The organism is Rhodobacter capsulatus SB 1003, from assembly GCF_000021865.1.
GTDB classification, from domain to species: domain Bacteria; phylum Pseudomonadota; class Alphaproteobacteria; order Rhodobacterales; family Rhodobacteraceae; genus Rhodobacter; species Rhodobacter capsulatus_B.
In genome coordinates, this window is record NC_014034.1 from 2302345 (window position 1) to 2314811 (window position 12467).

Here is a 12467-nt window from a genome sequence, read left to right on the forward strand (position 1 = left end):
GGGAAAGTGGTCTGACCCCGGTCCATTGCGACGCTTTTCAGCCGCAAGGCGTCGCATTTGGGCCACCTTTCCGCGCGACACAACGTTAGCGAGAGTTGATTTTTCCGTCAATCAAGATACCCGAAGGGAGAGTGCCCTCACGCCCCCCCTTCACCCGGCGGTGCGCGCCCCGAAGGGACGTGCGCGCACCGCCGCAAACCCGGATCGGTCGAAAGCTCAAATGCGCCGGAAATTCGGCGCGATCTTAGCGCCGTCTTCACCTTCGCCCGCGATGGTGCCCCCGATGTGGCCGGTCAGGATCCTGCAGTGACGTGGTTTTGCCCTTCCCCTGGCGTCCTTGGCTGGACCGGCCCCGCTCTGGCGGCGCTGGTCGGGCTGGGCTGTGCCACGGCGGCTTTCGCGGCCGAACCGGGCACTGCGACCGATTACCAGGGCGCCTGCAGCCTGACCGCGGCCGGGGGCGAGACGCTTTTTGCGGGCGATTGCGCCATCAGCCGCCGCCCCGCCCCCCCCGCCTCGGCCGAGGATCGCTGCGCCTATCAGCGCTATGAGGTGCTCTTTCCCGGCATCGGCCTGGCGGTGGTGGAACGCGGCAACGACCCGGACTGCCCGCCGCGGTTTCAGGACCGCCCGGCCGCCTTTCTTGCGCGCGACCGGCAGGGTCAGCTGGTTCTGGCCACGGCCGAGGGGGCGCTTTTGCGCTTTTCCCCCGGTCCGGCCGATCCGCCCGCGCCGGTGCCGGTTCTGGACGATCTGTTCCGCGGCTTCGAAACCTGCCGCCCCGGGCCGGAATATCAGGCCTTTGCCCGGCAGCTGCGCAAAGTGCTGGCCTCCGGAGAGGACGGGCCGGGCGCGATCGCCTGGCCCGCCGGAAACCCGCCGCCGGGCCAGAAGCTGCGCAGCCGCCAAAGCGGATCCTGGCAGCAGATCGACGTTCCGCTGCGCGGGCGCTATCTGGGTCTTGCCCTGGCCGGGCTGCGGCTGGAAACCGGGATCGGCACCGGGCAGCGGCGCGACACCCTGATCTTCGCAGGCCCGCCCGGACCGCTGGTCTGTCCGGGGCTAGACTGAGCGCCCGGGCTCAGAAATCCTGATTTCGCAACAGCTGCGCCGGGATCGCCAGACCCGCGCCGATCGCCGCCAGGGTGAAGATGACGCGGATGATATGCTCGGCCGCCGAGACGAAGATCTCGACCGCATTGCCGGGATGGGGCGCGGTCAGGGCAAAGAACCCGAGCAGCGCCTCGCCGAAAAAGGCGCCCGGCACCATCGGGATGCAGCCCGCCAGCGCCACCGCGTTGCAGGCCGGGCCCAGCTGGCCGCGCAGCGCGGAGACCGTGCAGGAGGTGACGATGGCGGCGGCAAAGGTCGCCCCCTCGAGGCTCCAGGCGAGATCGAGCCCGCCGGTGCGGACCATCAGCGCCAGCGCCCCGGCCGCGGCGCACCAGGGCAGCGCCCGCAGCCCGAAGTTGAACAAGACGCCGAAACCGGCGGCGGCGGCGGCGCCAAACAGCGCCTGATGCAGCAGATGCGGCAGGAAATCCCACATGATCAACTCCTCATCCCCAGAAGTTCCTCGGCAAACCAGATCCCGGTCGCGGCGAAAAGCATGATCATCAGCACCCAGACCGCGCGGGCGCTGCCCATCGTCGGATAGCCGTCCATGATGTCGGTCTGCGCATTGGTCGAGGGCACGCCCGGCACCAGAAGCAGGATCGAAGCCATCATCGCCAGCTGCACCGTGCCGCTTTGCAGCGCGATCGCGCCCAGCCCGCCCAGCGTCGCCGACAGGAAGGCGATCGCCCCGGCGACGATGAAGATGTTCACGCCGCGATGCAGCAGGTGGTGGCGGATGTATTGCCCGATCGCCCCCGCCAGCCAGACCGGCCCGAAGGCCAGCCAGTCGACGCCCAGAAGCCGCCCGAAGGAGGCGCAGGCCAGCCCCACCGCCAGCGCGGTGAACCAGGCCGCATGCCGCGGCGTCTCGCGCACCAGACGCGCCAGTTCCGCCTCGACCTCCTCGACGCTCATGCCGCCCCTTTCGGCGCGCGAACAAAGCTCGCGCACCGCCAGATCCAGCCGGTGGTTCACCCCCAGCCGCCCGACCTGCAGCATCCGCGTGATCGTCTGATCGGCGACATGCACCGTCATCGCGATCGAAGTATAGCCCGAGCGCAGCCCGATCGTCTCGACGCCGAAGCCGCGCGCGATCATCGTGATGCCGCGGTGCACGACGCTGACCGAGGCGCCGCTTTCCATCATGATCCTGCCCGCCTTGAGCGCCGCATTGGCGTAACGCTCCAGCTCGCGGTGGCGGATGACCACCGGATCGTCCCGGCTCTCCATGAGCTTCCCCTTCTTGCAACCGGCCCCCCGTAGCAGCCCGGGCAAGGCGGGGCAACCATCGAAACGGCCCTGCATATCAGCTATGCCCGCCCTCCCGGCGGACAAGGGCAAGATCCTGATAATCTTGCGCAAAACTCGGCCGGATCCGGCCTGTCAGCCGGCCTGCCGCAACGGCGGCGCCGGTGGCGCCCTGCATGCGAAGACCGCGTACGCTCCCGCAGGTCTGCGCCTCGCCCAGCAGCGCCTGCGTCGCGGCCGCGTTTTCCTCGAACATCGCCGCATTGTGCTGGGTGACCTGATCAAGCTGGTTCACCGCCGCGGTGATTTCCGAAATCCCCGCCGATTGCTCGCCCGCGCCGGTCTCGATCGCGGCCAGCAAAGCATCGAGCCGCGACACCAGATCCTCGATCCGGCCAAGCGCCGCATCCGAGCCGCTGGCCAGTTCCACCCCCTCGCCGACCTGCCGCACCGAGGTCGCGATCAGCCCGGCGATCTCGCGCGCGGCCTCGGAAGACCGCTGCGCCAGCCCCCGCACCTCTGACGCGACGACGGCAAAACCGCGCCCGGCCTCGCCCGCCCGCGCAGCTTCCACGCCCGCATTCAGCGCCAGAAGATTGGTCTGGAAGGCGATGTCGTCGATGACACTGGTGATGCGGGAAATCTGCTCCGAGCTTTGCGCGATGTCGGTCATCGCCTGCAGCGTGCGGCGCACCACCTCGCGCCCGGCGGCGGTGGTCTCGCGGGTCTGGCCGACCGCCCGCGCCGCCTCGCGCGCGCCCTGCAACGCCTGCGCGACCGAGGCCGCCATCTGGTTCATCGCCGCCGCGGTTTCCTCCAGCGAGGCCGCCTGCGTCTCGGTCCGCCGCCCCAGCTCGCCCGAGGCCGCGCCGAGCTGATGCGCCTCCGATTGCACCGAACCGCTGGCCCGGACGATCTCGCTCAACAGCTCGGCCATCCGCGTCACCGCCTGGTTGAAATCGCTGCGCAGCCCCTCGTAAGCCGCGGGGAAAGCGGTCTCGATCCGCGCCGTCAGATCGCCCGCCGACATCGCCCGCAGCGCCTCGGCCAGCCGCGACACCACCAGCTGCTGCTCCTGCAGCTGCGCCGCGCGCTCGGCCTCGGCCGCGTCGCGCAGCCGCCGCCGCTCCTGCCGCTCGGCTTCCTGCCGGGCCTGCTCCTGCCGGTCGCGGTCGCGCTCGGCCTCGGCCGCCGCCAGCGCCGCCTGTTGCGCCGCCCGCTCGGCCGCCGCCGCCGCCTCGGCCCGGTCCATGTCCTCGCGCATGCGCCGGGTGCGGTCGTTCAGCGCGTCGCGAAACACCGTCAGCGCCCCGGCCAGCGCGCCGATTTCGCCCGCCCCCGGCCGCAGCCCGTCCACCGCGCCGGTGTCGCCCGCCGCCAGCCGCGCCGTCGCCTGCGTCACCCGCTGCAGCGGCCGCACGATGCCAAGCCAGGCCAGAAGCGGTGCCAGAAGCCCGAAGATCGCGCTCAGCCCCGCCAGCGCCAGCAGCGTGCCGATCGCCCCGGAGGTGCGGTCATGCACCGCGCCGCTGGTGCCGTCGATCCGACCGAGCACCGTTTCCGCCGCCGCCGCCGCCCCGGTGGTGATCGTGTCCATCGCCGCATTGGCGGCGTCAAAGGCGGTCTCGGCGGCGGCCCGCGCCTTGATCGCGCGCAGATGCGCCTGCGCCAGCCCCCTGGCCGGATCGGTCCGGTCCAGAAGATCGCGCAGCAAGGGCCGCAGATCCGGCGGCAGCTGCGCCATCTGCCCCGCCACCACCGCCCGCGCGGCCTCCAGCGCGGCGCTTTCGCGGTCATAGCTTTCCAGACTGCGGCTCAGCGCCAGCCGCAGCGCCGAGGCGACCAGATCGCGCGCCCGCGCCTCGATCCGCGCCGCCTCGATCATCGGCGCCACGTCGCGGGTCAGAAGCGTGTCGATCGTCGTCGCATTGGCCTTGCCCGCCTCGATCGCATTCAGCGTCAGCGCGAAGGCCAGATCATCGACGGCAGAGCCGAGCCCCAGATCGACCTTTGTCGCAAGGCTTTGAATCTGCTGACGCAATTGCGGATCATCGCGGCTGCCGGGCCGCGCCAGATCGCGGGCCAGACCGGCCAGACGGGCCAGATCGGCGCGCAGCGGCGCCAGCGGGCCCGTCGGCTCGATGGCGACGATCTTGTCCTGCATCCGGCTTTCGCCGGCGGCCACGCTGTCGCGCACGATCGCCTGACCGGCGACATCGAGCCCCGGCACCATCGCCAACGCCGCGCCGCGCAGCACGTTCACCTCGACCCGCAAGGCCAGCGCATCGCTGAGCCGGGCGAAATCGCGGTCGACCAGATCTTCCAGCGTGGTCTTCACCCGGCCCGAGGCCGCCTCGCCGCCCATCACCATGTTGAAATAGGCATCGTCGCCGATCTCGACCAGCCGTTCGGAAATGCGGGTGTTCACCTCGAAGATGCCCGCCACCGCCGCATCCGTCTCGGCCAGCGCGGCAAAGCCCTGCTGCCGGGCATCGACCAGATCGCCCGCCCGCGCGCCGATCGTGCCGACCGCCTCGCGCAGCCCCGCGGGGGCGTCGCGCAGCGCGGCGTCAAGCCCGGCCAGCGTCCGCTGCAGGTGCTGTCGCGCCGCCTGCAGATCCCCGGGCGTTCCGGCCGAAAGAATGTCGACCATCGCCTGCGCCAGATCCCCGGTCGCGCCCGAAAGCGCCATGGTCTGGCGCAGCTCCGGCACCTCCTGCTCGGTCAGATCGCGGACGACGGTGTCGGTGTCGCGAAAGACATCGAGGCTGATGCCGACCGCCAGCGCGGTCAGCGTCAAAAGCGCCAGAACGATGCCGACGATCTTCGCGCCGACGCTGGCGAAAAGGCGGGTAAGACGGGTCATGCGCATTCCCCCGGGCCGCTCAGCCGCCGGTCCCGGGCGCGGGCACGGGGGTCGCCGCGGGCGTGAGTTCGGCAATCGTCCCCGCCGGAGAGATCTCTGTCAGGAACACCTGATCCAGACCCTGATTGTCGCCCGGACCGAACTGCAACTGCAGCCCGTCCAGATCGACGTCGCGCAGATCTTGCAGCGCCGTCAGATAGCTGGAACGGGTCGGGTTCGGCCCCGCCGCGGCCAGCGCCGCCAGCGCCAGACGGCCGGTCAGATAGCCCTCGAAGGAGACGAAGCCGCCGTTCGCCGCCGGATCCAGCGCCGCGAGCGCCGCCTGATAGCGCGCCACCACCGGAATGTCGGTGTCGAACGGATAGGGCACGACCTGCGAAATCACCACCCCCGCGCCCTCGGCGCCGAGTTCGGCCAGAAGCGCATCGGTGCCGACAAAGGAGATGTTGACCATCTCGGGGCGATAGCCGATGCGATGGGCGACGCGGGCGAATTCGGCCACCGGCTTGTAGGCGCCGACGAGCACCACCGCCTCCACCCCGGCGCGGCGCAGGCCCAGAAGCGCGGTCTTCACCGCCAGGGTGTTGCGCACATAGGCACCGCGCGCCGTCAGCTGCAGCCCGCGTTTCGCAAGCGCCGCCTCCAGCGCCGCAAGCCCGGCCCGGCCGAAACTGTCGTCCTGATAAAGGAATGCCGATCTTCTGCTTGCCCGGGTCTCGACCAGATGTTGCACCCAGGCCTCGGCCTCGGCGCCATAGGAGGGGCGCAGGTTGAAAACATTGCGCAATTTCGGATCGCGCAGGAAGGCCGCGCCGGTAAAGGGGCCGATGAAGGGCAGCCCCGCCGCCTCGGCCAAGGGCTGCGTCGCCTGCGAGGTCGGCGTGCCCACCGCCCCGATCAGCGCCAGATGGGCATTGCCCGCAATCACCGCCCGGGTGCGCTCGGCCGAGGTTTCGGGCTCGTAGCCGTCGTCAAAGGCCTCCAGCCGCAGCTTCCGCCCCAGCACGCCGCCCGCCCGGTTCGCCTCTTCGAAAGCGGCGCGGATCCCGAGGTTCATGCCGGTGCCAAGCGCCGCCGCGGGCCCGGCCAGCGGCGCCACCTGCGCGAAGGCCAGATCGCCCCCGCCCGGGGCCTGCTGCGCCGCGACCGGCGCGGTCCCAAGGCCCGAAACCAGCGCGCAAAGCGTCAGCAGGCGCGCGGCAAGAACAAGCGGCTTTGGCATCCCGGTCTCCTGTGTCAGTCGGGGTTCAGGACTAAAGGCGAAGGCTTTCCATGCGATTAACGGCCCCCGGATCAGCCGCGCAGCGCCCCCAGAAGCAGCGACACCGAGACCAGCGCCAGCCAGCCCGAAGCGATCCGGCGCAGCCCGCCCGCCCGCGCCTCACCCGCCCGAGCATGCGACAGCGCGCCGAACCCGCCCCAGAGCAGCGCCACCGCGACGACCAGCGCGCAAAAGACAAGAAGCCGCGCCGCGATCTCGGCCGGGCTCGGCGCGGGCAGCAGCACAAGGCCGAAGATCAGCGCCTTGGGGTTGAGTGCCGTGGTGACGAAGATCCGCCCGGCGCCGATCGCGAAGCCCTCGGCCCCCGCCGCCGCCGAGCACCACAGCCGCACCGCCAGCACCATCACCCAAAGCGCCGCCGCCAGCTTCAGCAGCAGCGCCGCCCCGGGCGCCCGGGCCATCAGCCCCGCCCCCGCCAGCGCCAGCGGCACAACCGTGAGCAGATAGCCCGCCAGCTCCGCCGGAACCAGCCGCAGGACCCGGGCCAAGCCATGACTGGCGCCCGCGACCGCCATCAGCGTGTTCGTCGGCCCCGGCGCCAGCAGCAGCGCCAGCACCGCAAGGGAAAAAGCCGCAAGGGTCATGGGGACGATCCGCATCTTTGGTGGCGCGACCGGGCTACGCCGGAACCGCGGCCCCGGCAACAGCAAAAGCGTCGAAACGTCGCAGCTTCGGAGGGCAGTGTCGGGGGGCAGCCCCGGCCGCAACCGGACCGGGCCGCCACGGGGCCCCGATTTCGGGTCGAAATGCCCGAAACCCCGACAAGATCGACATTGATAAACGCCCCGCGCCCCCGTAAGGCTGGGACATGATCACGCAGAAGATGAAATACGCGCTCAAGGCGCTTCTGGAGCTGGCCGACGAGGCCCGGCGCGACAGCCCGCAGGCGCTGACGATCGAGGAGATCGCCACCCGGTCCGGCACGCCGAAGCGGTTTCTGGAGCATATCCTGCTGGATCTGCGCAAGGCCGGGGTCGTGGCCTCGATCCGCGGCCGGTCGGGCGGCTACAGCCTGCTGAAGGCGCCGCGCGACGTGTCGATTTCGGAACTCGTGCGCCGCATCGACGGGCCGATCGCGCCCTTGCCCTGCCTGTCGCGCAGCGCCTATCAGCCCTGCGACGATTGCCACGACGAGGCCGCCTGCCGCATCCGCAAGGTCTTTGCCGAGGTGTTCTGGTCCTATCTGGTGCTGATCGACTCGCTGACGCTGGAAGACATGCTGGCGGCGGGCAATCCCGCGGCGAAGCTGCTCGAAGACTGATTACCCCATATCGTCAATGCCTTGCGGGTCGATCTTCGGGTCGGCCCCTGGTTTTGCGCGGCGCGGCGCAGAAGATTCCCGCTTAATCACGATGAAATAGAGCGTGATTATTCCCTTGATATACACGACTTATGCGGTAGATTTTAGGGAAGATCTTCCCGTGCCCCAAGGAAAGGAGCCCGCCATGAGTACCGCCCTTGCCTTCGCCCCGCTGCCGCGTGCCGCCCTGCCGCCTCATCCGGCCGCGATGCCCGCCGAGCCGCCCATCGCGCTGAGCCTTGCGCCGTCGCTGCGCCGGGCCTGGGCGGCGGTGCTGCGCAGCGCGCCGCCCTCGCATCTGCTGACCACGGCGATTCTGGCGCTGCTCTGGTCGGGCGTGTTCCTGTGGCGCTTCGCCTGACCTGACGGACCCGAAGGACGGGCCTGAAACGAAAAGGGGTGTGACGGGACCGCCGTCACACCCCTTTTTCCGGGGCGAGGCACCGGCTCAGCCGGCCGCGGCCTCTTCGACCCGGTCGGCCAGCGCCTCGGCGCGGGCGGCGATCTCGGCCAGGGTTTCGGTCACCGCCGCGGGCACCACCGGCACCTCGATGCGGACCGGATGCGCCTTTGCCGCCGCCAGCTGCGATTCGAGCGCCTCGACCCGGGCGCTCAGCACCCGGACATTGTCCTCGGCCCCGGCGGCCTTGTCGGCCAGCATCAGCCCCGCCATCAGCAGCATCCGCGCCTCGGGAATCCGGCCCAGCTGCTGCGAGAGCGACTGCGCCTCATTGTCGAGCATCGCCGCCGCGGCGCGCAGATATTGTTCCTCGCCCTCCTGACAGGCCACGTCGAAATCGCGCCCGCCGATGGTGATGCGCAACTCAGCCATTGTCCGATCCCCCCGCCGGTTGTCCCTTCACATGCGCCGCCACGATCGGGGCCAGCCCGGTGACGATATCCGACAGCTCCGAGGCCTCCCAGGCCCGGGCCGCCCGCAGCGCCTCCAGCTCGGCCTGCATCGACAGGTTGACCAGGGCGGGATCGATCCGCCCTGCCCCGTCGATCAGCTGCCGGTTCACCTCGATCAGGTCGTTGTTCGCCCGCTTCAGCCGGTTCGCCTCGACCTGCACCGCCTCGAGCGCCCGCGTCGCCTGGCTGAGCCGCTTTTCCAGCGCGGCCAGCATGGTTTCCTGCTTTTCGCGGATCGCCAGAACCCGTTCGGTCAGCTGCGCGCTGGCCGCCCGTTCGGCCTCCAGTTCCGCCTGCAGCGCCAGCACCTCGGCCGAAGGCCCGGTGTCGACGGGCGCCAGATCGACCGGCGCCACGGGATCGGGTTCCGGCGCAGGCGCCGCCGCCTGCGCGGCCAGAGCCGCCGCGCGCAGATCGCCCAGCGTCTCGACGCCGCGCCCGATGCGTTCCAGCGCAAAGGCGATGCGGCGCTCATATTCGGCCAGTTCGGTCATGCCATCCTCGCTAACTGCCCTTGGTCTTCGTTCTTGTCGTTCGTCTCGTTCATCCGGTCGCCACCGTCAACACTCCGGCCCGGCCCGGGGCGCCCGCGCGGTGCGAAAAGGCGCCGCGGCGAATCGCATCCGCCCGGTGTCCCGCCCCATTCTAGCCGCTGCGTCGCGCTCCTCCCACCTTTTTGCATCAAGCACTTGGGAGCCAAGCTTGAATCTGCCCCGATCCCTGTTATCACCGTCACCGAAGATTTCGGCGCAACAAAGGACGCACCCTCATGGATCTCGCCGCTCTGCGGGCCAAGACCCCCGATCACTGGAAGCTTGCCACCGCGATCCGCGTGCTGGCGATCGATGCCGTGCAGGCGGCCAATTCGGGCCACCCCGGCATGCCGATGGGCATGGCCGATGTCGCCACGGTTCTGTTCCGCAACCACCTGAAATTCGACGCGAAAGCGCCGAACTGGGCGGATCGTGACCGGTTCGTGCTGTCGGCGGGCCATGGCTCGATGCTGCTTTATGCGCTGTTGCACCTGACCGGCTATGAACAGGCGACGCTCGACGAGGTGAAGAACTTCCGCCAATGGGGCGCGCGGATGGCGGGGCACCCGGAATATGGCCATCTGGAGGGGGTCGAGACCACCACCGGCCCGCTGGGTCAGGGGATCTCGACCGCCGTCGGCATGGCGATTGCGGAAAAATCCATGGCGGCGCGGTTCGGCAAGAAGCTGGTCGATCACAAGATCTGGGTCATCGCGGGCGACGGCTGTCTGATGGAGGGCATCAGCCAGGAGGCCATCGGTCTGGCGGGCAAGCAGGAGCTTGATAACCTGATCGTGCTTTGGGACAACAACAACATCACCATCGACGGCCGGGTGACGGTCTCCGACGTGACCGACCAGAAGGCGCGCTTTGCCGCCTCGGGCTGGGATGTGCTGTCCTGCGACGGCCATGACGCCGAAGACATCGACCGCGCGCTGACGGCGGCGAAAAAGGCCAAGCGTCCGGTGCTGGTCGATTGCAAGACGCTGATCGGTTTCGGCAGCCCGAACAAGGCCGACAGCTATGCGGTGCACGGCGCGCCGCTGGGCGATGCCGAAATCAAGCTGACCCGCGAGGCTTACGGCTGGGAGCATGGTCCCTTCGTGATCCCGGCCGAGATCAAGGCGGAATGGGAAGCGATCGGCGCCAAGGGCGCCGCGGAACGCGCCGAATGGGAGGCCCGTCTGGCCGCCCTGCCCGCGGGCAAGCGCGCCGAATTCGAACGCCAGATGGCCCGCGGTGTCGCGCCGAAACTGGCGGGCGCCATTCGCGCCTTCAAGAAGGCGCAATCGGAAGCCGCGCCGAAGGTTGCCACCCGCAAGGCCAGCGAAATGGTGCTGGCCGCGGTCAACCCGGTGGTGCCCGAAACCATCGGCGGCTCGGCCGACCTGACCGGCTCGAACCTGACGAAAACCTCGGATATCGAGGATTTCATGCCCGGCAACCACAAGGGCCGCTACATGCGCTACGGCATTCGCGAACATGCGATGGCGGCGGCGATGAACGGCATGTGGCTGCATGGCGGCGTGCGGCCCTATGGCGGCACCTTCTTCTGCTTCACCGATTATGCGCGCGGCGCGATGCGGCTCTCGTCGCTGATGGGCGTGCCCACCGTTTACGTCATGACCCATGACAGCATCGGTCTGGGCGAGGACGGCCCGACGCACCAGCCGGTCGAGCATCTGGCGATCTGCCGGGCGACGCCGAACACCTGGACCTTCCGCCCCGCCGATGTGATCGAGACCGCCGAAGCCTGGGAACTGGCGCTGTCGTCGGAACGCACGCCCTCGGTGCTGGCGCTGTCGCGGCAGAACCTGCCCACGCTGCGCACCAAGCACGAGGCGAAGAACCTGACCGCCAAGGGCGCCTATGTCATCGCCGAGGCCGAGGGCAAGCGCCAGGCGATCCTGATGGCGACCGGCTCCGAGGTCGAGATCGCGCTGAAGGCCCGTGCGCTGTTGCAGGCCGAAGCGATCGGCACCCGGGTCGTCTCGATGCCCTGCATGGAGCTTTTCGCGGCCCAGGACGAGGCTTACCGCAAGCGCATCCTGCCCGCGGGCGGCGTGCGCGTCGCGGTCGAGGCGGCGATCCGGCAGCCCTGGGACCGCTGGCTTCTGGGCGAGCGCGGGATGGAGCGCAAGGCGGGCTTCGTCGGCATGGAGGGCTTTGGCGCCTCGGCCCCGGCGGAACGGCTTTACGCCGAATTCGGGATCACCCCCGAGGCGATCGCCGCCAAGGTCAAGAGCCTGCTGTGAGCGATCTGCGCGACACGGCGACGGGACAAGCGGGGGGGCCGGAGACGGCCCCCTCCTCCGTTCGGCTGGCGGCCGAGGCGAAGGCCAAGGCCACGGCGCAGGGCATCGGGCTTTTCCTGCTGGCGCTGATGCTTTTCGGGCTGATGGATGTGGCGGCGAAGAAACTGGCGCAGGATTACCCGCCTGCGATGGTGGTCTGGGCGCGGTTCGCGGTCAATCTGGCGCTGGTGACGCTGCTCTTTCGCGGCAAGCTGGCGACGCTCGTGCGCTCGCAGCAGCCGGGGCTGCAATTCCTGCGCGGCTGTTTCCAGATGGGCACGGTGGCGCTCTTCTTCATCGCGATCCGTTATATCGGGCTGGCCGATGCGGCGGCGCTGGGGGCGCTCTCGCCGGTGCTGATCACGCTGGGCGCCGCGCTGTTTCTGGGCGAGAAACTGGGCGCGGGGCGGATCATCGGCATCGTCGCGGCCTTCACCGGCGCGCTGATCGTGCTGCGCCCGGGCGCGGGCGTGATGCATCCGGCGGCGATCCTGGCGCTTCTGGCCTGTTTCACCTATGCGGGCGGCGCGCTGTTGACGCGGGTGGTGCGGTTCGATTCCACCGCCACCTCGGTCCTGTGGTCGGCGATGGTCGGCACCGGGCTGTCCTCGCTGGCGCTGCCCTTCTTCTGGCAGGAGGTGGCGCCCATTGACCTGCCGCTGTTTTTGGCCGTCGGCGCGCTGGGCGCCGTGGGGCAAGCCGCGCTGATCGTTGCCTTTCGCAAGGCCGAGGCCGGCTCGATCGCGCCTTTCGGCTATTCCGATCTGATCTTCTCGGGGCTCTGGGGCTGGGCGTTCTTCGCGCAACTCCCGGATTTCTATACGGTTATCGGCGCCCTTGTGATCGCGGCGGCGGGTGTCTATGTCTGGTCGCGCGAGCGGGCAGAGGCCCGCGCCCCCGCAAGCAACGAGTGACG

12 protein-coding genes are annotated in these 12467 nt (G+C 69.8%); 5 read left to right on the forward strand and 7 right to left on the reverse strand.

Annotated elements, in window-relative coordinates; genetic code table 11:
* The first annotated feature begins 306 nt into the window (after positions 1-306).
* The gene (locus tag RCAP_RS10580; protein WP_013067845.1) at positions 307-1071 is read left to right on the forward strand and encodes a hypothetical protein; all 765 of its coding nucleotides are present in this window, start codon (positions 307-309) and stop codon (positions 1069-1071) included.
* 10 nt (positions 1072-1081) lie between these two features.
* On the opposite strand, the gene RCAP_RS10585 is transcribed toward RCAP_RS10580, so the two are convergent.
* The 5 genes from RCAP_RS10585 to RCAP_RS10605 all read right to left on the reverse strand — a co-directional run bounded on the left by RCAP_RS10585 (position 1082) and on the right by RCAP_RS10605 (position 7096).
* Positions 1082-1549, reverse strand: coding sequence for a threonine/serine exporter family protein (locus RCAP_RS10585; protein ID WP_013067846.1), 468 nt, complete (start codon positions 1547-1549; stop codon positions 1082-1084).
* Between the two features lie 2 nt (positions 1550-1551).
* Positions 1552-2346, reverse strand: a complete 795-nt coding sequence (locus RCAP_RS10590) for a threonine/serine exporter family protein (protein ID WP_013067847.1) — start codon at positions 2344-2346, stop codon at positions 1552-1554.
* 76 nt (positions 2347-2422) lie between these two features.
* The gene (locus RCAP_RS19340; RefSeq protein WP_013067848.1) at positions 2423-5230 is read right to left on the reverse strand and encodes a methyl-accepting chemotaxis protein; all 2808 of its coding nucleotides are present in this window, start codon (positions 5228-5230) and stop codon (positions 2423-2425) included.
* A gap of 19 nt (positions 5231-5249) precedes the next feature.
* Positions 5250-6452 (reverse strand): ABC transporter substrate-binding protein, encoded by a 1203-nt coding sequence (locus RCAP_RS10600; RefSeq protein ID WP_013067849.1) that lies wholly within the window; start codon positions 6450-6452, stop codon positions 5250-5252.
* A gap of 71 nt (positions 6453-6523) precedes the next feature.
* Complete coding sequence (locus tag RCAP_RS10605) at positions 6524-7096, reverse strand: hypothetical protein (RefSeq protein ID WP_013067850.1); 573 nt, start codon at positions 7094-7096, stop codon at positions 6524-6526.
* A gap of 224 nt (positions 7097-7320) precedes the next feature.
* Here RCAP_RS10605 and RCAP_RS10610 point away from each other — a divergent pair, with 224 nt between their 5' ends.
* Entirely contained in the window at positions 7321-7773 is a 453-nt protein-coding gene (locus RCAP_RS10610; protein WP_013067851.1) for an Rrf2 family transcriptional regulator, read from the forward strand.
* A gap of 184 nt (positions 7774-7957) precedes the next feature.
* Complete coding sequence (locus tag RCAP_RS10615) at positions 7958-8173, forward strand: hypothetical protein (RefSeq protein ID WP_013067852.1); 216 nt, start codon at positions 7958-7960, stop codon at positions 8171-8173.
* 87 nt (positions 8174-8260) lie between these two features.
* Here the strand turns inward: RCAP_RS10615 and RCAP_RS10620 are convergent, their stop codons facing one another.
* Complete coding sequence (locus RCAP_RS10620) at positions 8261-8644, reverse strand: cell division protein ZapA (protein ID WP_013067853.1); 384 nt, start codon at positions 8642-8644, stop codon at positions 8261-8263.
* On the reverse strand, positions 8637-9218 hold the full coding sequence (locus RCAP_RS10625) for a hypothetical protein (protein ID WP_013067854.1): 582 nt from the start codon (positions 9216-9218) through the stop codon (positions 8637-8639). The genes RCAP_RS10620 and RCAP_RS10625 overlap by 8 nt, the downstream gene beginning before the upstream one ends.
* Positions 9219-9493: 275 nt before the next feature.
* On the opposite strand from RCAP_RS10625, the gene tkt reads away from it, so the two are divergent.
* Complete coding sequence (gene tkt / locus RCAP_RS10630) at positions 9494-11512, forward strand: transketolase (protein ID WP_013067855.1); 2019 nt, start codon at positions 9494-9496, stop codon at positions 11510-11512.
* Positions 11509-12465: a DMT family transporter gene (locus RCAP_RS10635; RefSeq protein WP_013067856.1), complete on the forward strand. Its 957-nt coding sequence runs from the start codon at positions 11509-11511 to the stop codon at positions 12463-12465. The genes tkt and RCAP_RS10635 overlap by 4 nt, the downstream gene beginning before the upstream one ends.
* Positions 12466-12467: the final 2 nt, after the last annotated feature.

Excerpts from the sequence above, each read along its gene's own strand:
- RCAP_RS10585 (WP_013067846.1), bottom strand. The coding sequence starts at position 1,549 with ATGTGGGATTTCCTGCCGCATCTGCTGCATCAGGCGCTGTTTGGCGCC.
- RCAP_RS10590 (WP_013067847.1), bottom strand. The coding sequence starts at position 2,346 with ATGGAGAGCCGGGACGATCCGGTGGTCATCCGCCACCGCGAGCTGGAG.
- RCAP_RS19340 (WP_013067848.1), bottom strand. The coding sequence starts at position 5,230 with ATGACCCGTCTTACCCGCCTTTTCGCCAGCGTCGGCGCGAAGATCGTC.
- RCAP_RS10600 (WP_013067849.1), bottom strand. The coding sequence starts at position 6,452 with ATGCCAAAGCCGCTTGTTCTTGCCGCGCGCCTGCTGACGCTTTGCGCG.
- RCAP_RS10605 (WP_013067850.1), bottom strand. The coding sequence starts at position 7,096 with ATGACCCTTGCGGCTTTTTCCCTTGCGGTGCTGGCGCTGCTGCTGGCG.
- RCAP_RS10610 (WP_013067851.1), top strand. The coding sequence starts at position 7,321 with ATGATCACGCAGAAGATGAAATACGCGCTCAAGGCGCTTCTGGAGCTG.
- RCAP_RS10615 (WP_013067852.1), top strand. The coding sequence starts at position 7,958 with ATGAGTACCGCCCTTGCCTTCGCCCCGCTGCCGCGTGCCGCCCTGCCG.
- RCAP_RS10620 (WP_013067853.1), bottom strand. The coding sequence starts at position 8,644 with ATGGCTGAGTTGCGCATCACCATCGGCGGGCGCGATTTCGACGTGGCC.
- RCAP_RS10625 (WP_013067854.1), bottom strand. The coding sequence starts at position 9,218 with ATGACCGAACTGGCCGAATATGAGCGCCGCATCGCCTTTGCGCTGGAA.
- tkt (WP_013067855.1), top strand. The coding sequence starts at position 9,494 with ATGGATCTCGCCGCTCTGCGGGCCAAGACCCCCGATCACTGGAAGCTT.